Annotated in this window: 16 protein-coding genes; 11 read left to right on the forward strand and 5 right to left on the reverse strand. The window is 70.7% G+C overall.

Annotated elements, in window-relative coordinates:
- Window positions 1-81: 81 nt before the first annotated feature.
- The 3 genes from ABD056_RS06150 to ABD056_RS06160 form a co-directional block, all read right to left on the reverse strand.
- Window positions 82-996, reverse strand: coding sequence for a prephenate/arogenate dehydrogenase family protein (locus ABD056_RS06150; protein ID WP_343865419.1), 915 nt, complete (start codon window positions 994-996; stop codon window positions 82-84).
- Window positions 993-2,075, reverse strand: coding sequence for a histidinol-phosphate transaminase (gene hisC / locus ABD056_RS06155; RefSeq protein ID WP_343865421.1), 1,083 nt, complete (start codon window positions 2,073-2,075; stop codon window positions 993-995). The genes ABD056_RS06150 and hisC overlap by 4 nt, the downstream gene beginning before the upstream one ends.
- A gap of 103 nt (window positions 2,076-2,178) precedes the next feature.
- A complete protein-coding gene (locus tag ABD056_RS06160; RefSeq protein WP_343865423.1) occupies window positions 2,179-3,018 on the reverse strand; it encodes a chorismate mutase in 840 nt (279 codons plus the stop codon).
- A 191-nt stretch (window positions 3,019-3,209) separates the two neighbouring features.
- On the opposite strand from ABD056_RS06160, the gene metX reads away from it, so the two are divergent.
- Both metX and metW read left to right on the forward strand, forming a co-directional pair.
- A complete protein-coding gene (metX, locus tag ABD056_RS06165; RefSeq protein ID WP_425545010.1) occupies window positions 3,210-4,436 on the forward strand; it encodes a homoserine O-acetyltransferase MetX in 1,227 nt (408 codons plus the stop codon).
- A gap of 95 nt (window positions 4,437-4,531) precedes the next feature.
- The gene (gene metW / locus ABD056_RS06170; RefSeq protein WP_425545012.1) at window positions 4,532-5,101 is read left to right on the forward strand and encodes a methionine biosynthesis protein MetW; all 570 of its coding nucleotides are present in this window, start codon (window positions 4,532-4,534) and stop codon (window positions 5,099-5,101) included.
- 49 nt (window positions 5,102-5,150) lie between these two features.
- Here metW and ABD056_RS06175 read toward each other — a convergent pair whose 3' ends face one another.
- Window positions 5,151-6,719 (reverse strand): malonate--CoA ligase, encoded by a 1,569-nt coding sequence (locus ABD056_RS06175; protein WP_343865427.1) that lies wholly within the window; start codon window positions 6,717-6,719, stop codon window positions 5,151-5,153.
- A gap of 480 nt (window positions 6,720-7,199) precedes the next feature.
- On the opposite strand from ABD056_RS06175, the gene ABD056_RS06180 reads away from it, so the two are divergent.
- Window positions 7,200-7,400, forward strand: coding sequence for a (2Fe-2S)-binding protein (locus tag ABD056_RS06180; protein WP_343865429.1), 201 nt, complete (start codon window positions 7,200-7,202; stop codon window positions 7,398-7,400).
- A 5-nt stretch (window positions 7,401-7,405) separates the two neighbouring features.
- On the opposite strand, the gene ABD056_RS06185 is transcribed toward ABD056_RS06180, so the two are convergent.
- Window positions 7,406-7,741, reverse strand: coding sequence for a helix-turn-helix domain-containing protein (locus ABD056_RS06185; protein ID WP_343865431.1), 336 nt, complete (start codon window positions 7,739-7,741; stop codon window positions 7,406-7,408).
- Window positions 7,742-7,918: 177 nt separating this feature from the next.
- Between ABD056_RS06185 and dgcN the strand changes: the two genes are divergently transcribed.
- The 8 genes from dgcN (at window position 7,919) to glk (ending at window position 18,060) form a co-directional block, all read left to right on the forward strand.
- Window positions 7,919-8,917, forward strand: a complete 999-nt coding sequence (gene dgcN / locus ABD056_RS06190) for an N-acetyltransferase DgcN (protein WP_343865433.1) — start codon at window positions 7,919-7,921, stop codon at window positions 8,915-8,917.
- Window positions 8,918-8,921: 4 nt separating this feature from the next.
- On the forward strand, window positions 8,922-9,923 hold the full coding sequence (dgcA, locus tag ABD056_RS06195; RefSeq protein WP_343865435.1) for an N-acetyl-D-Glu racemase DgcA: 1,002 nt from the start codon (window positions 8,922-8,924) through the stop codon (window positions 9,921-9,923).
- Window positions 9,924-10,097: 174 nt separating this feature from the next.
- Window positions 10,098-11,276 (forward strand): GGDEF domain-containing protein, encoded by a 1,179-nt coding sequence (locus tag ABD056_RS06200; protein WP_343865437.1) that lies wholly within the window; start codon window positions 10,098-10,100, stop codon window positions 11,274-11,276.
- A 266-nt stretch (window positions 11,277-11,542) separates the two neighbouring features.
- Window positions 11,543-12,298, forward strand: coding sequence for a beta-phosphoglucomutase family hydrolase (locus tag ABD056_RS06205; RefSeq protein ID WP_343865439.1), 756 nt, complete (start codon window positions 11,543-11,545; stop codon window positions 12,296-12,298).
- Window positions 12,291-13,160, forward strand: a complete 870-nt coding sequence (otsB, locus tag ABD056_RS06210; RefSeq protein ID WP_343865440.1) for a trehalose-phosphatase — start codon at window positions 12,291-12,293, stop codon at window positions 13,158-13,160. Before ABD056_RS06205 ends, otsB begins: the two co-directional genes overlap by 8 nt.
- On the forward strand, window positions 13,157-15,622 hold the full coding sequence (locus ABD056_RS06215; protein WP_343865442.1) for a glycoside hydrolase family 65 protein: 2,466 nt from the start codon (window positions 13,157-13,159) through the stop codon (window positions 15,620-15,622). The genes otsB and ABD056_RS06215 overlap by 4 nt, the downstream gene beginning before the upstream one ends.
- Window positions 15,623-15,648: 26 nt before the next feature.
- Entirely contained in the window at window positions 15,649-17,043 is a 1,395-nt protein-coding gene (gene otsA, locus ABD056_RS06220) for an alpha,alpha-trehalose-phosphate synthase (UDP-forming) (protein ID WP_343865444.1), read from the forward strand.
- A 36-nt stretch (window positions 17,044-17,079) separates the two neighbouring features.
- The gene (gene glk / locus ABD056_RS06225) at window positions 17,080-18,060 is read left to right on the forward strand and encodes a glucokinase (protein ID WP_343865446.1); all 981 of its coding nucleotides are present in this window, start codon (window positions 17,080-17,082) and stop codon (window positions 18,058-18,060) included.
- Window positions 18,061-18,242: the final 182 nt, after the last annotated feature.

The raw sequence follows: 18,242 nt of genomic DNA on the forward strand, positions 1-18,242 counted from the left end.
CCTTCACCAGCCTCGCGCAGCTTACTGCCGACGCTGGGCAAGACATACAAGGGACCCACAAAAACTCGGGACTTAAAAAAATCAAGCCTGCCTGGCGTCGATGATGGCGCGGCGGATGGTGCGGGTGCGGGTGAAGAGGTCTTCCAGCTTGTCCCCCTCGCCCCAGCGGATGGCCCGCTGCAGGGCGGTGAGGTCTTCGGTGAAGCGCTGGATGATCTCCAGCACCGCCTCGCGGTTGTTGAGGAAGACGTCGCGCCACATCACCGGGTCGGAGGCGGCGATGCGGGTGAAGTCGCGGAAGCCGGAGGCCGAGAACTTGATGACCTCGTGCTTCAGATGCTCTTCCAGGTCCGTCGCCGTGCCGACGATGGTGTAGGCGATGAGGTGCGGCAGGTGCGAGGTGATGGCCAGCACCCGGTCGTGATGGCCGGGGTCCATGATCTCGATCATCGAGCCGCCAGCCCGCCACAGGGCCGCCACCTTGTCCACCGCCGCCGGGTCGGTGGCGGGCGGCGGGGTCAGGATGCACCAGCGGTCGCGGAACAGGTCGGCGAAGCCGGCGCGGGGGCCGGAATGCTCGGTGCCGGCGATGGGGTGGCCGGGCACGAAGTGGACGCCTTCGGGGATGAAGGGGCCGAGGTCGCGCACCGTCGCCTGCTTGACCGAGCCGACGTCGGTGACGATGGCGCCCGGCTTCAGGTGCGGCCCCATGGCGGCGGCCACTTCCTCATAGGCCCCGACCGGGGTGCAGACCACCACCAGATCGGCGCCGGTCACCGCCTCGGCGATGGTGGCGGCGGTGTCGGTGGTGAGGCCCAGCTCGGCGGCGTCGACCAGATGCTGCGGGTCCTTGGCGGTGCAGACGGTGCTGGCGGCCAGCCCCTTCTCCGCCACCAGCCGCGCCAGCGACGAGCCGATGAGGCCGATGCCGATGAAGGCGATGCGGCCGAACAGCGGCCCGCCGGCGACGACCGCTGGGGAGCTGTCGGCGGTCATGCCCGCTGCTCCAGGAAGCGGCCCATGGCCTCGATGAAGGCCTGGTTCTCGTCGTCGCGGCCGATGGTGACGCGCAGCCAGTCGGCGAGGCCGTAGCCGCCCATGGCCCGCACGATGATCCCCTGCGAGCGCAGGAAGGCATCGCAGCCGGCGGCATCGGGCACCTTCACCAGCACGAAGTTGCCGACCGAGTCGGTGACTTCCAGGCCCAGATCGCGCAGCTTGCCGGTCACCCACGGCAGCCAGTAGTCGTTGTGACGGCGGGCCATTTCAGTGAAGTCGGCATCGGCGATGGCGGCCTCGCCGGCGGCCAGCGCCGGGCTCGCCACGTTGAACGGGCTGCGCAGGCGGTTGAGCACGTCGACCACCGCCTCCGGCCCGTAGCACCAGCCGAGCCGGATGCCGCCGAGGCCGTGGATCTTCGAGAAGGTGCGGGTCATCACCACGTTGTCGTGGGCGTCCACCAGCTCGCGGCCGTCGGTGTAGTCGTTGCGGCTGACGTACTCGGCATAGGCGGCGTCGATCACCAGCAGGATGTCGGGCCGCAGGCCGTCGCGCAGGCGGCGGATTTCGGCATCGCTCATGTAGGTGCCGGTGGGGTTGTTGGGGTTGGCGATGAAGACGATGCGGGTCTTCTCCGTCACCGCCGCCAGCAGGTTGTCGACGCTGCCGCGCAGGTCCACCTCGGCCGCCGTCACCGGCGTGGCGCCGACGCCCTTGGCGTAGATCGCGTACATCAGGAAGCCGTGCTGGGAGTACAGCACCTCGTCCCCCGGCCCGGCATAGGCGCGGCACAGCAGGCCGATCAGCTCGTCGGAGCCGCAGCCGCAGACGATGCGCTCGGGGTCGAGGCCGTGGCGGGCGCCGATGGCGGCGCGCAGGCGGGTGGCATGGCCGTCGGGATAGCGATACAGCTCCGCCGCCTCGCGCCGATAGGCGTCCATGGCCTTCGGGCTGGCCCCCAGCGCGCCCTCGTTGGAGGACAGCTTGATGACCCGGGAAACGCCCTGAAGCTTGGATTCGCCGCCCTTGTAGGGGGCGATGTCGAGGATGCCGGGACGCGGCGTCAGGCTGCTCATGGCTTTCTTCCTGGTATGGTACGCGGAGAAACGACGGGGCCGCCGGCGGACGACGGCAGGGGGACCGGGCGGCGCGCGGCGGGACGGGCCCGCCGGCCGGCGGTCAGACCGGATAGGGCGTCGCGTAGGCGCCGATCACGTGAACATGGGCGACCTCGCCCTCCGGCCGTTCCAGAACGGCGGCCAGGCGGGGATCGTCGGCGGCGACGAAATCCTCCACCGCGATCAGGTCGATGCGGGCGTCGGGGCCGTTCTCGCGGGTGTCCCACAGGTGGTTGGGGCCGAGGCCCACCGCCTCCAGATGCGACCGCAGGCCGGCACGGCTGAGGGCGTTGGAGCATTCCACCGCCAGCATGGTGCGGTCGTCGCCGGTCGGCTCCAGCGGCAGCTTGCCGACGGCCATGGCCTCCAGCCCGTCGCCGCGGCCGGCGCCGGGGCCGTGGAAGGGCAGCCGGGCGACCACCCGCGGCAGGTCGGGGCTCGACCCCACCAGCATGGTCCACCACGCCTGATCGTCGTCCAGCAGCGGCACCGGCAGGATGCCGACGCTCGCCTCGCCGTCCATCACCGCCCGCGCCACCTGGCCAGCGGAGGCGTAGGTCTGGGTCTGGGTGTAGGCGCCATACTGGTCGCGCGCCAGCGCCAGGAAGCCGGCGCCGCGTTCGGGCATGTAGACCGCCAGCGTCAGCGGCGCCTGGAAATTGGTCAGGGCGGAGATGATCTCGCGCCAGATGCGCACCACGCTGGCCTTGGGGAAATGCCCGTCGTGGCGGTCCAGCAGGCGGCGCAGGATGGCCGCCTCGCGTCCCGGTCGCAGGATGACGCCGTTGCGCTTGGCCGCCCGCACCCGCTCGACAATGGCGGTGCGCTCCATGATCAGGTCATGGATGGCATCGTCGATGCGGTCGATCTCCCGGCGAAGGAGGTCCAGGGACTCTGGCACTGGCTGATCGGTCATGGCACTGCGGCTGACGTGGAAAAATGCCGGATAGTCTTACCGGCGCGCCTCTGCGAAAGCAAAGAAAACGTTGAAACTCGGCGCGCCCGGCCATAGGTTTCGGGGTCCCCGCCGCAGGCCCCTTCGGGCCCCGCCGGCGGGCCATTCGGTTCCTGCCGTGGGAAGGGATCCTGCCGGTGCCCAACCAGGTCGACAGCCGGCCCGACGCCGCCGCCACCGACACTGCCGCCGCCGCCGACCAGCCGCCCGCCGCCGCCCTGCCGCGCGGCCGCGGGCAGACGGTGACGCTCGGCCACGACGTGCCGCTGCGCCTGGATTGCGGCGTCGACCTCGGCCCCTTCACCATCGCCTATTCCACCTACGGCACCCTCAATGCCGAGCGCACCAACGCCATCCTGGTCTGCCACGCGCTGACCGGCGACCACTACGTCGCCGACCCGCACCCGGTGACCGGCAAGCCCGGCTGGTGGCATGAAGTGGTCGGCCCCGGCTGCATCATCGACACCGACCGCTATTTCGTCATCTGCTCCAACGTCATCGGCAGTTGCATGGGCTCCACGGGGCCCAAGGAGATCGACCCGGCCACCGGCGAGCCCTGGGGCCTGCGGTTCCCGGTCATCACCATCGGCGACATGGTGCAGGCGCAGGTGCGGCTGATCGACCACCTGGGCATCGACACGCTGTTTGCCGTCATCGGCGGCTCCATGGGCGGCATGCAGGTGCTGGAATGGGCGCACGCCTTCGGCGACCGGGTGTTCGCCGCCGTGCCCATCGCCACCAGCTACCGTCACTCGGCCCAGAACATCGCCTTCAACGAGGTCGGCCGGCAGGCCATCACCTCCGACCTCGACTGGTGCGGCGGCGATTACCTGCGCCACGGCAAGCGGCCGGAACGCGGCCTCGCCGTCGCCCGCATGGCCGCCCACATCACCTATCTGTCGGAACAGGCGCTGCACCGCAAGTTCGGCCGCAAGCTGCAGAACCGCGCCGCCATCACCTACGGCTTCGAGGCCGACTTCCAGGTGGAAAGCTACCTGCGCCACCAGGGCAGCAGCTTCGTCGAGCGGTTCGACGCCAACTCCTACCTCTACATCACCCGCGCCATGGACTACTTCGACCTGGCGGAGGAAAACGGCGGTCGGCTGGCCAACGCCTTCGTCGGCACCCGGACGCGCTTCTGCATCATCAGCTTCTCGTCCGACTGGCTGTTCCCGACCTCGGAAAGCCGCGCCATCGTCCATGCGCTGAACGCCGTGGCGGCCAACGTGTCGTTCGTCGAGGTGCAGTCGGACAAGGGCCACGACGCCTTCCTGCTCGACGAGCCGGAGTTTCACGAGACCCTGGCCGGCTTCCTTGACGGCGCCGCCGAGCATCGCGGCCTGCCGCGCCGGGTGGAGGACTGACCCCCGTGACCCACGTTGCCCCGCCGCCGGCCACCACGCCGGCCGCCGCCCCGCCGGCCCATTCCATCCGCATCGACCTGCAGCTGATCGCCGACATGGTGGAGCCGGGCGCGCGGGTGCTCGACGTCGGCTGCGGCGACGGCACCCTGCTCAGCTATCTGTGGCAGTTCAAGCGCGTGGACGGGCGCGGGATCGAGCTTTCGATGGACGGCGTGCAGGCGGCGGTGGCGCAGGGGCTGTCGGTGATCCAGGGCGATGCCGACACCGACCTCAAGGACTACCCGGCCGGCGCCTTCGACTATGCCATCCTGTCGCAGACCCTGCAGGCCACCCGCGACCCGCGCGGCGTGCTGACCGAGCTTCTGCGCATCGGCCGCCGCGCCATCGTGTCGTTCCCCAACTTCGGCTACTGGCGCAGCCGCTGGCATCTGGTGCTGACCGGGCGCATGCCGGTCACCCCCTGCCTGCCGGCGCAGTGGTGGGATACGCCCAACATCCACCTCTGCACCATCCGCGATTTCGAGGTGCTGTGCGGCGACCTGGGGGTGACGGTGGAACACAGCGTGGCGCTGGATTCCACCGGCCGCCGCAGCCGGCTGAACGCCAGCCATCCGCTTGCCAACCTGCTGGCGGAACAGGCCGTGTTCATGCTGCGGCGGAGCTGAGGCGGGCGCACCCGCCCGCCCCGGCCGCCGCCGAGCATCAGCGGGCCGCTCAGCCCTTGTAGAGGCTCTCGTAATCCTGCCGCAGCAGGTTCTTCTGCACCTTGCCCATGGTGTTGCGCGGCAGTTCGCGCACGAAGCGGGCGGCCTTCGGCACCTTGTAGTTGGCGAGGTGGTGCTTGACGTGGGCGAGCACCGCCTCTTCCGTCAGGTCGCTGTCCGCCTTCTTGACGATGACGGCGACGCCGACCTCGCCGAAGTCGGGGTGCGGGATGCCGACCACGGCGCTTTCGATCACGCCCGGCAGGTCGTCGATGACGCCCTCGATCTCCTTCGGATAGACGTTGTAGCCGCCGGAGATGATCATGTCCTTGGCGCGGCCGACGATGTAGATGTAGCCGCGATCGTCCACCTTGCCCTGGTCGCCGGTCTTGAACCAGCCGTCCTCGGTGAACTCTTCCTTGGTCTTTTCGGGCAGCTTCCAGTAGCCCTTCATGACGTTGGCGCCGCGCACCTGGATGGCGCCGACCTCGTTGACCGGCAGCGGGCGGTTTTCCTCGTCCACCACGCGCGCCTCCACCCCCGGCAGCGGGAAGCCGACGGAGCCCGGCACGCGGTCGCCGTCGTAGGGGTTGGAGGTGTTCATGCCCGTTTCGGTCATGCCGTAGCGTTCGAGGATCATGTGCCCGGTGCGGGCGCTGAACTCGCGGTGGGTCTCGGCCAGCAGCGGCGCCGAGCCGGAGACGAACAGGCGGATGGTGCGGGTGTGCTCGCGGCCGAACTCGGGCGCCGCCAGCAGGCGGGTGTAGAAGGTGGGCACGCCCATGAACACGGTCGCCTTGGGCAGCAGTTCCATCACCTTCTCGCGGGCGTAGCCGGGCAGCCAGATCATGCGGGCGCCGGACAGCAGCGTGCAGTGGCAGGCCACGAACAGGCCGTGGGCGTGGAAGATGGGCAGGGCGTGCAGCAGCACGTCGTCGGCGGTGAAGCGCCAGCTTTCCACCAGGGCGAGGCCGTTGGAGGCCAGGTTGCGGTGGGTGAGCATCGCCCCCTTGGGCTTGCCCGTGGTGCCCGAGGTGTAGAGCATGGCCGCCAGATCGTCGGCATCGCAGGCCACGGTGTCGAAGTCGGCGGAGGCGTTCTCGGCCCGGTCGGTGAAGCTGCCCGAGCCGTCGGCGTCCAGGGTGAAGACGTGCGGCGTGCCGTGCTTGTCGGCGATGCTGCGGGCGGTCTTTTCAAAGTCGGGGCGGCACAGGAAGGCGGCCGGCTCGGCATTGCCGATCAGGTAGTCGACCTCGTCCTCGCGGTAGGCGGTGTTCATGGGCAGGAACACGAAGCCGGCGCGCAGGCAGGCCAGGTAGACGAACAGGGCCTGCGGCGACTTCTCCACCTGCACCGCCACCCGGTCGCCCTTCTTCACCCCCATGTCGGACAGGAAGCGGGCATAGCGGCCGGCGGCGGCATGGGCATCGGCGTAGGACCAGCGGGTGCCGTCCTCCGTCTCCAGCAGCGTCTCGCTGGCGTCGCGCGGGAAGCGGCTCACGATCAGCGCGTACAGCGACTGGTCGGCAGCGCCGCCGCTGGCGGTCGTGCGGGTGGTCTCGGCGGTGACGGCGGTCATGGACGGTTCCCTGTTGCGGTTCGTTCTTGGCGATCGGCGCGTTTGTATACAAAACCGATCCGTAATGAATAAACCGAATCGGGGGCCGATGGCAATTGCCGCGGTCCGTCCTCGCCCTAACGGTGATCCCCTGCGCCGGAGGGAGCAGACGGCCCGGCGGGGGCAGGGGCGGGGGCGGGGGCGGGGGCGGGGGCGTCGCCCGCCTGATCGCTTCGGGCAGCGGCGGCGTCCGGCACCGGGCGCGGCGAGGCGGGCGGCGGCGGCGGAGGGCTGCCGCCGGGGACCAGGGCCGCCAGCAGCACGCGCGGGGTCAGGCAGCGCCACAGGAACATGAGCGTTCTCCCCTGGTCCGACCGCAGTTGCGAATAAGTCGCTTGCTCAGGATCACGGGATGGACTATATCCCAAGGGACGGCGACAGAAAATGAGAATGAATCTCATATCGGCGCTGTCGGGTATTCCGGCCTGCTAGGGGACGCGCATGTACGTCTGCATCTGCAACGCCCTGACCGACAAGGACTTCGCCCGCGCCACCCGCGCCGGGGCCACCACCGTCGGACAGGCGTTCAAGGCCCTCGACAGCACCCCGCAGTGCGGCCGCTGCTTCGACTGCGCCCGCCAGGTGATCGCCGACACCCGCATGGAAATGGCCCAGCTCGACATGCCGATGGCGGCCGAGTAGCCCTTTCAGCCGAACAGATCATCCAGATCCAGACCAAGCGCCTGTGCGAGCGCCCGCGCCGTCGGCAGCGACGGCGTCTTACGGCCGCTCTCGATCTCGCTCAGCATCGACGCCGAGAGGCCGCTTGCGGCAGCCAGGGCGCGCTGGCTCAGGCCGCGCTCCTCCCGCCACAGCAGCACCGGATGCTCGCCTTCCAGCATCCGCTTCATCCGCTCCAGCGACAGGGTGGGACCATGCCGCCGCTCGGCGATGGCGGCGCGGTCTTCGGCATCTTCCAGGCGCTGGAGGAGCCCGCGGTACTCGCTGCGCGTCAGGATGACCGAATCGCCGCTTTCAATCATAGGCCTTGCTCCTGTGGCGGAGGGGGATCACGCGGGCAACGAAGCTTGCGGGAGACGGTGCGTCTGTCAACACACCCCCACCCTGCCCATCCGGCGTATCCCGCCGGGGTTCGAACCGGCGGCGGAAAGGGGCTATAGTCGCTGCACCGACGCGGACCGATCACAAGGAGAGCCGACGTGCAGCTGCAGCACCCCTACCTCCTCTTCCTCGGCGATGCCCAGGACGACCTGGCGGCCAAGACCGCCGCCGGCATCGCCCAGTGGCGGCCGGAGTGGTGTGTGGGACAGTTGCGCCTGCCCGGCTGCCAGACCACCCTCGGCCTGCCCGACATGACCCTGGAGGAAGCCCGCGAGGCCGGCGCCCGCACCCTGGTGGTGGGCGTCGCCAACCGTGGCGGCATCATCTCCGAGGGCTGGCAGCAGACCTTCCTCGACGCCCTCGACCTCGGCTACGACATCGCCGCCGGCCTGCACCAGCGGCTGGTGGACATCCCCGCCCTGCGGCAGGCGGCCGACCATCGCGGCCGGCTGCTGGCCGACGTGCGCCACCCGCGCGAGCGGTTCGGCGTCGGCACCGGCGAGCCGCGCACCGGCCGCCGCCTGCTGGCGGTCGGCACCGACTGCTCGGTCGGCAAGATGTATACGACCCTAGCGCTGGAGCGGGAGATGAAGGCGCGCGGCATGAAGGCCGACTTCCGCGCCACCGGCCAGACCGGCATCCTCATCGCCGGCACCGGCGTGTCGGTGGATGCGGTGGTGGCGGACTTCATCTCCGGCGCCGTCGAAAGCCTGTGCCCCGCCCACGATGACGACCACTGGGATCTGATCGAGGGCCAGGGCTCGCTGTTCCACCCGAGCTTCGCCGGCGTCTCCCTCGGCCTACTGCACGGCGCCCAGGCCGATTCCCTGGTGCTCTGCCACGAGCCGGACCGCCTGCACATGCGCGGCCTGCCGCAGCAGCCGCTGCCCGACCTGCAGGAGTGCATGGACCTCAACCTCGCCTGCGCCCGCCTGACCAGCCCGTCGCCGCGCTTCGTCGGCATCGCGCTCAACACCCGGCGGCTGGACGACTCGGCGGCCGAGCGGGTGCTGAAGGAAACCGCCGACCGCTTCGGCCTGCCGGCGGTGGACCCGGTGCGCACCGGCGTCGGCCCCATCGTCGACCGGCTGGTCTGAGCCCATGGCCGTCACCGACACCGCGATCGCCCTTGCCGTCCGCCATGAAAGCTGGCCCATCGCCGGCAGCTTCACCATCGCCCGCGGCTCCAAGACCAGCGCCGAGGTGGTGGTGGTGGAGCTGGCGCGCGGCCCTGCCCGCGGCCGCGCCGAATGCGTGCCCTACCCCCGCTACGGCGAGAGCGTCGAGGGAGTGACGGCCGCCATCGAGTCGCTGCGCGAGCGGCTGGCGGACGGCGCCGTCGACCGCGCCGCCCTGCAGGATCTGCTGCCAGCCGGTGCCGCCCGCAATGCGCTCGACTGCGCCCTGTGGGATCTGGAGGCCAAGGAGTCGGGGGTTCCGGTCTGGCAGGCGGCGGGCATGCCGCGGCCGCAGCCGCTGGTGACGGCGGAGACCATCGGCATCGGCACCCCGGACGAGATGGCGGAGAAGGCAGCCCGCCTCGCCGCCCGGCCGCTGCTGAAGGTGAAGGTGGGCGCCGATCTGGTGGTGGAGCGGGTGCGGGCGGTGCGTGCCGCCGCCCCCGCAGCCCGCATGATCGTCGACGCCAACGAGGGCTGGACGCCCGACCTCATGCAGGCGGTGATGCCGGCCCTGGCCGACCTGGGCGTCGACCTGATTGAACAGCCGCTGCCGGCCGATGCCGACGGCTGGCTCGCCGCCTACCGCAGCCCGGTGCCGCTGTGCGCCGACGAAAGCCTGCACACCGCCGACGACGTCGCCGCCCTGACCGACCGCTATCAGGTGGTCAACATCAAGCTCGACAAGACCGGCGGCCTGACCGAGGCGCTGCGCCTGCGGGCGGCGGCGGAAGCGGCGGGGCTCGGCATCATGGTCGGGTGCATGGTGGGCACGTCGCTGGCCATGGCGCCGGCCGCCATCGTCGCCGCCGGCGCCGCCTTCGTCGACCTGGACGGACCGCTGCTGCTGGCCCGCGACCGCGACGGCGGCATCACCTTCGACAACGGCCTCCTGCACCCTCCCGCCGCTGCCCTGTGGGGCTGACGAACGGGGCAGGTGAGAGCTGTTCCAGACTGCCGCAAAGTCGCCCGCGACATTCGCCATAGGGCGGGCCATTTTCCTTGCAAACTGGCGCCGGCCGTTCTATTCCCCTCAAAAGTGGTATGGGGGATTGCGATGCGGGATGAGTCTGTCGGACCGCGGGGTCTGAAGACCGGCATGGGCTTGAAGCGGGTCAATGCGGCCGCGTATTTCGACGGCGCCCTGTCGCGGTTCTCGCGCGAGATGAGCCGCGCCATCCTGCATGACCTGGTGGTCCCGACCGGCCATTCCCCGCTGGTGCAGCGCCGCCGCGCCGGGCTGATCGTGTCCCGCGTGCGGTGGGTGGCGGCGGTGTTCGCCATCCTGACGCCGCTGTGGATCGGCGTCGACCTCTCCATCTTCCCGGAACCGCTGGCGTGGTGGCTGGCCGGCCTGCGGGTCATGGCCTCGGTCGCCTTCGCCTCGGTGGCGCTGGCCTTCCGCAACACCGAAAGCATGAAGGTGGCGTCGCTGGCGCTGGCCTCGCTGCTGGCGGTGCCGACGGTCTTCTTCCTTATCTCCGACCCGCTGGTTTCCGGCTATCCCATCGACGGGCTGGCCCAGGCGCTGGCCGCCGGCTACGCCTTCCTGCCGTTCGTGATGGTGGCCGGCCTGTCGGTGTTCCCCATCACGGCGACCGAAGGGGCGGCCTACTCCGCGCCGCTCATCCTGGCCACCATCGCCATCATCGCCGGCGATTTCGAGCTGCTGCCGTTCCGCACCTACCTCGGCGCCCTGTGGCTGCTCGGGCTGATCTCGGTGGTGGCGACGCTGGCCGGCATGAGCCAGCTGCACTTCATGATCCAGCTGGTCAACCAGGCCAGCCACGACGCCCTGACCAAGGTCTACACCCGCCGCGTCGGCGAGGAACTGCTGGACGTGCAGTTCTCCAGCGCCATGCGCGGCGGCACCCCGCTGGCGCTGGCCTTCGTCGACCTCGACAACTTCAAGTCGGTCAACGACCGCTACGGCCACGAGGAAGGCGACAACACCCTGCGCAAGGCCACCGAGCAGCTGCGCAAGGTGCTGCGCCGCGGCGACATCCTCATCCGCTGGGGCGGCGAGGAATTCCTGGTGGTCATGCCCGGCACCGACGCCAAGGGGGCCCGCGTCGCCATCGAGCGCCTGCGCGCCGAGGGCCTCGGCCCGCGCCCGGATGGCGTGCAGCAGACCGCCTCCATCGGCATCGCCGAGCGCATGGCCGACAGCACGGCCGACTGGGGCGATCTGGTGGAAAAGGCCGACCAGCGCATGTACGTGGCGAAGAAAAGCGGCAAGGACCGCGTCGTCACCATCGGCGACGAGACCTTCTTCTAACCCTCGCCACCACCGCCTTCCCCTCCGTCACCGCCCGACGCCGTCGGTTCATCCGGCGGTCATGATCGGCCCGCGGGTACCTTTGAGGGTACCCGCCGCCGCCCATCCCTGTTACGGTTGTCGGCAAGCTCGCGTCACCACTTTGATTCTGCTGAGGAACCCGTCCGGCGGCACAGCCGTTTGGCGGGGAGACGGCGGGATCGGGAGTCCGCGGCGCCGCATCCGGCGTGTGTCATCCCGTCCCGCTGCCAAGGAAAGGCAAAGGGATGAACCGCGCCCTGCCCCGGCCGACCGCGCTGGGTCTGACCGCCGTCGTCTTCGACCTGGATGGCGTGGTCACGCGCACCGCCACAGTGCATGCCGCCGCCTGGGCGGCCCTGTTCGACGGCTACCTGCAGGAGCGGGCGGCCCGCACCGGCGAGCCGTTCCGCCCGTTCGACCGCGGCACCGACTACACCGCCTGGGTGGACGGCAAGCCGCGCTATGACGGCGTCGCCGCCTTCCTGGAGTCGCGCGGCATCCGCCTGCCGTGGGGCGACCCCGCCGACCCGCCGGAGGCGGACACCGTCTGCGGCCTCGGCAACCGCAAGAACGCCCTGTTCCACGAGGCTCTGGCGCGCGAGCCGGTGGAGGTCTTCCCCGGCGCCCGCCGCTTCATCAATGCCTGCCGCGACGCCGGCCTCGCCTGCGCCCTGTGCTCGTCGTCGAAGAACGCCCGCGCCGTCCTGGAGAAGGCCGGGCTGACGGCCCTGTTCGATGCCGTGGTCGACGGCGTCCATGCCGCCGAGCACCACCTGCCCGGCAAGCCCGCCCCCGACACCTTCCTCGCCGCCGCCCGCATGGTGGGGGCGGAACCGTCCCGTGCCGCCGTGGTGGAGGATGCGGTGGTCGGCGTGGAGGCCGGCCGCGCCGGCGACTTCGCGCTGGTCATCGGCATCGACCGCGGCGCCGGCGCCGACGCCCTGCTCCGCCACGGCGCCGACATCGTCGTCACAGACCTGGGAGAGTTCGAGCGTGTCTGACGCCGCCATCCGCCGCCGCCGCCTGTCCGCCGTGCCGCACGCGCTGGACGCCTTCGCCGACCTCGCCGCCGCCCTGGGCGGCCGCACCCCGGCGCTGTTCCTGGATTACGACGGCACCCTCACCGGCATCATGCCCCACCCCGACGACGCGGTGCTGAGCGACTCCGCCCGCCAGTTGCTGCGGCGGGTGGCGGAGGTGCTGCCGGTGGCGGTGGTGTCGGGGCGCGACCGGCCCAACGTCGAGCGCATGGTCGGCATCGACCACCTGACCTACGCCGGCAGCCACGGCTTCGATGTCGAGGTGGCCGGCGGCGAGGCGGTCAAAAGCCCGGTCGACGGCGACTGGACCGAGGTGCTGGACAAGGCCGAACAGCAGTTGCGCGACGGCCTCGCCGAGGTGCCGGGCAGTCTGGTGGAGCGCAAGAAGTTCTCCATCGCCGCCCACTACCGCAGCGTCGCCGACGACGATTATCCCCGCTTCCGGGCGGTGCTGGACGGGGTGGTGGCGGACTTTTCCGACCTGAAGGAAAAGTCCGGCAAGAAGATCTTCGAGTTCCAGCCGGCCATCGACTGGGACAAGGGCCGCTGCGTGCTGTGGCTGCTGGAGGCGCTGGACCTGCGGCGACCGGACATCGCGCCGCTGTTCCTCGGCGACGACGTCACCGACGAGGATGCCTTCGCCGCCCTGCAGGGCACCGAGGGCGGCCTCGGCATCGTCTGCGCCGACGGGGCGGAGGAACCGGACCGCGCCACCGCCGCCGCCTTCCGCGTCGATGATCCCGCCCAGGTGCTGACCCTGCTGGCGCGGCTGGCGGGCATCGACCTGCCGGCACCGGACGACCGCGAGGAGGGGCAGACATGAGCGACGACGGCTGGACCCTGACCTACGACCGCTACGACCCCGCCGCGCAAGGGCTGCGCGAGGCGCTGTGCGCCGTCGGCAACGGCTTCACCGTCACCCGTGGCGCCTTCCCGTGGGCGACGGCCGGCGACACCCACTATCCCGGCACCTACCTGGCCGGCGGCTACAACCGGCTGGTCACCCGCGTCGCCGACCGCGACGTGGTGAACGAGGATCTGGTCAACCTGCCCGACTGGTCGGCCCTGCGCCTGCGCATCGACGGCGGCCCGTGGCTCGACCTCGACGCCTGCGAGGTGCGGGAGTTCCGCCAGTCCCTCGACCTGCGCGGCGGCGTGCTGTGCGTCACCGCGCGGGTGCGCGACGGCGACGGCCGCGACTCGACCCTGACGGCGCGGCGCTTCGTCCACATGGAATACCCGCACCTGATGGCGCAAAGCCTCAGCCTGGAGGCGCACGGCTGGTCCGGCACGGTGGAGATCGACAGCCCGCTCGACGGCCGCATCGTCAACGCCGGCGTGCGCCGCTACGCCGACCTCGCCAGCCGCCACCTGGAGCCGGTGGAGACCCTGGCGTGGCGGCGCGACGGCTGCGATGCCGACGACGAGGGCGGCGAGCCGATCCTCTGCCTCGTCACCCGCTTCGTGCAGAGCCGCCTGCGCATCGGCCAGGCCGCCCGCACCCGCCTCTACCGCGACGGCGCCCCCCTGGCCGACGCCGGCAGCCGGGTGGAAACGCCGGTGGACGGGCTCATCCGCCAGGTATTCACGGTCGCCATGGCGCCGGGCGCGCCGGTGACGGTGGAGAAGGTGGCGGCGCTGCACACCGGCCGCGATGCCGCCATTTCCGAGCCCGGACTGGCGGCGCGCGAGGCGGTGGCCTGCGCCCCCTGCATGGCCGACCTGGAAGCCACCCACCGGCGGGCCTGGGACCGCCTGTGGCGACGCTGCGACATCGACGCCAACGGCGATGCCCGCACCCAGATGATCCTGCGGCTGCACATCTTCCACCTGCTGCAGACCCTGTCCCCCAACACCATCGACCTCGACGTCGGCACTCCGGCGCGCGGCTGGCATGGCGAGGCCTATCGCGGCCATGTGTTCTGGGACGAGCTGTTCATCCTGCCGTTCCTGCACCTGCGGCTGCCGGCCATCGCCAAGGCCATGCTGCGCTACCGCCACCACCGCCTGGGGGCGGCGCGGCGGGCGGCGCGGGCGGCAGGCTTCCGGGGCGCCATGTTCCCCTGGCAGTCGGGCAGCGACGGGCGGGAGGAAAGCCAGGTCGTCCACCTTAACCCCAAGTCCGGCCGCTGGGTGCCCGACAACACCTGGCTGCAACGCCATGTCTCGCTGGCGGTGGCCTACAACGCCTGGAGCCACTACGTCACCACCGGCGACCGCGCCTTCCTGGAAAGCCGCGGCGCCGAGCTGATCCTGGAGGTGACGCGGTTCTTCGCCTCCCTCACCCATTTCAACGACGACCGCGGCCGCTATGAGATCCACGGCGTCATGGGGCCGGACGAGTACCACGACGCCTACCCCGACAGCGAGTCGCCGGGGCTGAACAACAATGCCTACACCAACGTCTTCACCGCCTGGCTGATGACCACCGCCGGCCGCCTGCTGGCCGAGCTGGACCCGGAGACGCGCGGCGATCTCTGCGCCAAGCTGCAGATCACGCCGGAGGAATGCGACCGCTGGGACGACATCGGCCACCGCCTGTTCGTGCCCTTCCACGACGACGGCATCCTCAGCCAGTTCGAGGGCTACGAGCACCTGCAGGAGTTCGACTGGGAGGGCTACCGCGAGCGCTACGGCGACATCCACCGCCTCGACCGCATCCTGGAGGCGGAGGGCGACAGCGCCAACCGCTACAAGCTGTCGAAGCAGGCCGATGCGCTGATGCTGTTCTACCTGTTCCCGGAACGGGAGCTGGAGGCGCTGCTCGACCGCCTCGGCTACCGGTTCGGGCCGGAGCAGTGGCGGCGCACGGTGGACTACTACCTTGCCCGCACCAGCCACGGCTCCACCCTGTCCTACCTGGTCCACACCTGGGTGATGGCCCGCAGCCACCCCGACCGGGCGTGGGATCTGTTCCGCACGGCGCTGGAAAGCGACATCTCCGACATCCAGGGCGGCACCACGGCGGAAGGCATCCACCTCGGCGCCATGGCCGGTACGGTGGACCTGGTGCAGCGCTGCTTCACCGGCATGTCGGAACAGGACGGGACGCTGGTGTTCGATCCGGTGATGCCCGGCCACCTGAAGGACATCGCCCTGCGCGTGCGCTTCCGCGAAAAATGGCTGCATGTGGCGCTGGGCGGCGGCTGCCTGACCCTGTCGGCCGCCGACGACTGGACCACCCCGCTGACGGTGGTGGTGCGGCAGCAACAAGCCACCCTCACCGCCGGGGAGGTTCGCGCGTTCTCCCTCCAGGACGATGCCGCCGAGCGGCGGCCGTCCTGACGGCGGCAACAAGACGGAGAACAGGCGTGTCCAGACTGGTGGTGGTATCCAACCGGGTGGCGGTGCCCGACGACGGACCGGCGCGGGCCGGCGGGCTGGCGGTTGCCCTGCGCGAGGCGCTGCAGGAAAGCGGCGGCATCTGGTTCGGCTGGAGCGGCAAGAGCGTCGCCCGCCCGTCGGAGGAACCGACCATCACCGAGGCGCCGCCGGTGACCTATGCCACCCTCGACCTGTCGCGCCGCGACCACCAGGAATACTACAACGGCTTCGCCAACCGCACCCTGTGGCCGCTGTTCCATTACCGCCTCGACCTCGCCGAGTTCAACCGCCAGGACTATGCCGGCTACCTGCGCGTCAACACCCACTTCGCCGAGAAGCTGCGGCCGCTGATCCGCGAGAGCGACGACATCTGGGTCCACGACTACCACCTGATCCCCTTCGCGAGCGAGCTGCGCCGCCTGGGAGTCGGCAACCGCATCGGCTTCTTCCTGCACACCCCCTTCCCGGCCATGGAAGTGTTCCTCGCCCTGCCCAGCCACGAGCGGCTGGCGCGGTCGCTGTGCGCCTACGACGTGGTCGGCTTCCAGTCGATGAACGACCTGCGGGCCTTCCAGGACTACATCGTCCACGAGCAGCGCGGCGAGATCCTGGGCGACAACATGCTGCGCGCCTTCGGCCGCACCCTGCGGGCCGAGGTCTACCCCATCGGCATCGAGGTGGAGACCATGCAGCGCACCGCCGCCCACGCCATGCAGGAAAGCCAGCTGCGGCGGCTGGTGAAGCACATGGGCGACCGCCAGCTGATGATCGGCGTCGACCGCCTCGACTACTCCAAGGGCATCCCCGAACGGTTCCGCGCCTTCGAACGCTTCCTGCAGAAATATCCCGCCAACCAGGGGCGGGTGTCGCTGATGCAGATCGCCCCCGTCTCGCGCGGCGAGGTGCCGGAATACCGCAACATCCGCGCCGAGCTGGAAAGCCTGGCCGGCCACATCAACGGCGTCTACGGCGAACTGGACTGGATGCCCATCCGCTACCTCAACAAGGGCTTCCCGCGCGACACCCTGACCGGCTTCTACCGGGTCTGCCGGGTGGGGGTGGTGACGCCCCTGCGCGACGGCATGAACCTGGTCGCCAAGGAATACGTCGCCAGCCAGAACCCGCACGAACCCGGCGTGCTGGTGCTGTCGCGCTTCGCCGGCGCGGCACGGGAGCTGGACGCCGCCCTGCTGGTCAACCCGTTCGACCATGAGAACGTCGCCGACGCCCTCAACCGCGCCCTCGCCATGCCGCTGGAGGAACGGCGCGAGCGCTGGGAAGCGATGATGCTGCGGGTCCACGACAGTTCGCTCGACAAGTGGCGCGAGCGCTTCCTGTCGGTGCTGCGCGCGGTGCCCGAAGGCGGGTATGCTGCCGCCTGACACCGTCGTCCGTCAGCCGTCCTTCGGGAGTTGTCCATGGTTGAGCCCGCATCCGCGCCCGGCCTCATCGCCGACATCGGCGGCACCAATGCCCGCTTCGCCCTCATCGGGCCGGACGGCCAGGCGCATGACGCCCGCACCCTGCTGTGCGCCGATTACGACGGGCCGGCGGCGGCGGCGCGGGCCTATCTGCGCGAGGTGCAGGCGGCAACGGCACCGGGGCGCGGCGCCTTCTGCGTCGCCTGCCCGGTGGCCGGCGACACGGTGGCGCTCACCAACAACCCCTGGCGCTTCAGCATCGCCGCCACCCGCGACGCCCTCGGCCTCGACCGGCTGACGGTGGTCAACGACTTCGTCGCCAACGCCCTGGCGGTGCCGCGCCTGACCGCCGCCGACCGCGTGCGCATCGGCGGCGGCGAGCCGGTGGCCGGACGGCCCATGGCGGTGCTCGGCCCCGGCACCGGGCTCGGCGTCGCCCTGCTGGTGCCGGCCGGCGACGGCCGTCTGGTGCCGGTGGCGACCGAAGGCGGCCACGTCACCATGCCCGCCACCGACGCCGGCGAGGCGGCGGTGCTGGAGCGGCTGGGACGGCGGTTCGATCATGTGTCGGCGGAACGGGTCATCTCCGGCGCCGGCATCGTCAACGTCTACCAGGCGGTGTGCGGCGTCGAAGGGGCGGAACCGGCCACCGACGATCCGGCCGAGATCGGCCGCCGCGCCATCGACGACGGCGACCCGCTGGCGCTGCACAGCCTGCATCTGGTGTTCGGCATGCTGGGCACGGTGGCGGGCAACCTCGCCCTGTCCACCGGGGCGCTTGGCGGGGTGACGATCATGGGCGGCATCGTGCCGCGCTACCTCGACCTGTTCCGCGCCAGCCCGTTTCGCACCAAGTTCGAGGCCAAGGGGCGCTTCCGCGACTACCTGAGCGGCATTCCGGTCGACGTGGTGGTCCACCCCTACCCCGCCTTCGTCGGGCTGGCCGGGCTGGTGGCGGCGGAAGCATCAACCAAATAAATCGACATCATTTTTCCTGTGCATATTTGTAAAGTGTGGCGGCGGCTCGCGTCGCCACTTCCCCCCTGGGCGGGGGTGCGCTATTTTCGGTCGCGCACCGTGCCGCCCCTTTCGCCTTGCAGGTAACGACGATCCTCTCGGCCACGACGGCGGCGCGGCGCCCGGCGATGTGCAGCCCTGCC

This window comes from Caenispirillum bisanense, assembly GCF_039523075.1.
GTDB classification, from domain to species: Bacteria; Pseudomonadota; Alphaproteobacteria; order Rhodospirillales; family Rhodospirillaceae; genus Caenispirillum; species Caenispirillum bisanense.